The organism is Saccharothrix hoggarensis (assembly GCF_042678885.1).
In the GTDB taxonomy this organism is placed as follows: Bacteria; Actinomycetota; Actinomycetes; order Mycobacteriales; family Pseudonocardiaceae; genus Actinosynnema; species Actinosynnema hoggarensis.
This window is the reverse complement of sequence record NZ_JBHTLK010000408.1, coordinates 1-2,858: the sequence shown is the minus strand read 5'-3', so window position 1 is coordinate 2,858 and position 2,858 is coordinate 1. Positions and strand designations below refer to the sequence as shown.

Annotated in this window: 2 protein-coding genes; both read left to right on the top strand. The window is 73.4% G+C overall.

What is annotated here, in order from left to right; all coding sequences use genetic code 11:
• The first annotated feature begins 336 nt into the window (after positions 1-336).
• On the top strand, positions 337-1,869 hold the full coding sequence (locus tag ACFQ3T_RS35615) for an AMP-binding protein (protein WP_380730384.1): 1,533 nt from the start codon (positions 337-339) through the stop codon (positions 1,867-1,869).
• 154 nt (positions 1,870-2,023) lie between these two features.
• The coding region (locus ACFQ3T_RS35610; RefSeq protein ID WP_380730382.1) for a coiled-coil domain-containing protein at positions 2,024-2,858 on the top strand (835 nt) is incomplete at its 3' end.

Here is a 2,858-nt window from a genome sequence, read left to right as displayed (position 1 = left end):
CGCGGCCGTCGTCGTCTGCGCCCTCGACCCGACCCCGTACGACTCGCTCGCGGCGGCGGTGGTGCGGGAGCCGGCGTCGTCGGCGCTGCCGGAGCTCGCGGCGGTGCCCGTCGAGGCCACCGGGCCGATTCGGACCTGGGGCGACCCGAGCACCTGGTGACCGCCCGTCCGTGCCGCCCGTCCGTGCCGCCCGTCCGTGCCGCACGGCCACCCCGCCGGGCGCGCGGCACGGCCCGCGCGAACCCGAAGTCCGTCCTGACGTCGGGGCGAGCGGTTCTCCCGGTGGTCCCGCGGACCGGTAGCTGTCGGCCCCAACGGTCGATAACGTGACCACGTATGCGCGTACCCCTGACTGTCGCCGATTTCCTCTACCGGGCGGAGCAGGTCTTCGCCGACACCACGGCCGTCGTGGACGAGCCGAGCCAACCCGCCGCACCCGTGCCCACCACCACCTACGGCCAGTTCGCCGACCGCGTCCGCGCCTGGCAGGCCGGGTTCGACGCCCTCGGCCTCGGCGAGGGCGAACGGGTCGCCGTGGTCAGCCACAACTCCGCCCGGCTGCTCGAACTGCTGCACGCCGTGCCGGGGACGGGACGCGTGTGCGTCCCGATCAACTTCCGCCTGCGGCCCGACGAGGTGTCCTACATCGTCGAGCACAGCGGCGCGTCGGTGCTCCTCGTGGACCCCGAACCGGAGCTGGACCACGTCACCGCCCGCCACCGCTTCGTGCTCGGCGAGCAGACCGAGTCGGAGCTGATGCGCTTCGACGCCGAACCGCGCCCGTGGGGCGAGCCGGACGAGGACGCGACCGCCACCATCAACTACACCTCCGGCACGACGGCCCGGCCCAAGGGCGTCCAGATGACGCACCGCAACATCTGGCTCAACGCGGTCACGTTCGCGCTGCACGCCCGCGCCTGGGAGCGGGACGTCTACCTGCACGTGCTGCCGATGTTCCACTGCAACGGCTGGGGCATGCCGTTCGGCCTCGCCGGCCTGGGCGTGCCGCAGGTCGTGCTCCGCAAGGTCGACGGCACGGAGATCCTCAAGCGGGTCCGCGACCACGGCGTCACGCTGATCTGCGGCGCGCCCGCCGTGTGGAACGCCGTCCTCGACGCCGCCCAGGACTGGGACGGCGAGGTCCCCGGCCGCGACCGGGTCCGCATCGTTTGCGCGGGCGCGCCACCGCCCAGCCGCACGATCGCCCGCGTCGGCGAGGAGCTGGGCTGGGAGTTCCTCCAGCTCTACGGCCTGACCGAGACGTCGCCGCTGCTCACCTTCAACCGCTCACGACCGGGTGATGACGCGCTGTCGGCGGAGGAGCGGGCGCGGAAGCTGTCGCGGGCCGGTGCGCCGGGCCTGGGCGTGCGGCTGAAGGTGTCCGAGTCCGGCGAGGTGCTGGCCCGCGGGAACGTCGTCATGGCGGGCTACTGGGAGAACCCGGAGGCCACGGCGGAGGCGCTGGAGGGCGGCTGGTTCCACACCGGCGACGGCGGCTCGCTGGACGACGAGGGCCACCTCACGATCTCCGACCGCAAGAAGGACGTGATCATCACCGGCGGGGAGAACGTGTCGTCCATCGAGGTGGAGGACGCCCTGTTCAGCCACCCCGCGGTGGCCGAGGCGGCGGTGATCGGGGTGCCGCACGAGAAGTGGGGTGAAACGATCAAGGCGCTGATCGTCAGGGCCGAGGGCGCGGACGTCACCGAGGCCGAGCTGATCGCCCACTGCAAGGCCCGGCTCGCCGGGTACAAGGCGCCGACGTCGGTGGAGTTCCGCGACGCCATCCCGCGCACCGCGACCGGCAAGGTGCAGAAGTTCAAGCTGCGCGAGCCGTACTGGGCCGACCTCGACCGCAAGGTCAACTGAGGGTGCGCCTCCCGCCCCTCCTGTGACCCGAGTGGTTGAAGTTCACGCTGTGTCCATTGGAAACGGTGTGGCAGGAGTGGCACAGTTCCGAGACGTGTCCGTGTCGCGCCATTCGGAGCAACGCGGATGGGCCGAGCGGCGGGAGGCGGGTGTCGTGACTCGATGGGTGCTCTCGGTGGTGGTCGCGTTGACGGCCGTGCCGGTCCTCGCCGGCACGGCGCTCGCCGTGCCGCCCCCACCGCCCAATCCGAGCGACGCCGAGATCAGCGCCGGCCGGCAGGAGGCCGACACGAAGGCCGCCCGCGTCGGTGAGCTGACCGGTCGGCTGACCGACGCCGAGGCGCGCCTGCACCAGCTGAACGACGACGTGGCCGCCAAGATGGAGCTCGCGAACAAGGCCAGGGTCGACCTGGAGGCCGCGCAGGGTGAGGCGGACAAGGCCCGGCAGGACGCGGACGCGGCGCGGGTCGAGGCCGAGGCCGCCGGCCAGGCCGTCGAGGACGCCCGCGCGCAGCTCGACGAGTTCGCGGCCGCCAGCTACCAGCAGGGCAGCGTCATCGGCTCCGTGTCCGCCTACTTCGGCGCGACCAGCCCGGAGGACCTGCTGGCCCGCGCCCAACTGCTGGAGGCCGTCAGCGAGTCGAGCCTCGACGCGCTGGACGACGTCGAGCGCATGCGGTCGGAGAAGGGGAACAAGGACGCGGCCGCCCGCGCCGCGCTGGACCTGGCCGACGAGAAGCAGGCCGCCGCCGACCAGGCGAAGCGGGACGCGGACGCCGCCCAGGCCACCGCCGTCGAGGCGCAGCGCGGCCAGGCCGCCGCCGCGCAGGCCATCCAGGACGACAGGGCCCGCGTCGAGGGCGAGCTGGACCAGGCGCTGACCGCGGTGCAGGGGCTGGAGGGGCAGCGCGTCCAGTACAACCAGTGGCTGGACCAGAAGCGCCGCGAGGACGAGGAGGCGGCCCGGCAGGCGGCGCTGGCCGCGGCCG

Coding starts and splice junctions, on each gene's coding strand:
- ACFQ3T_RS35615 (WP_380730384.1), top strand. CDS start 337: ATGCGCGTACCCCTGACTGTCGCCGATTTCCTCTACCGGGCGGAGCAG.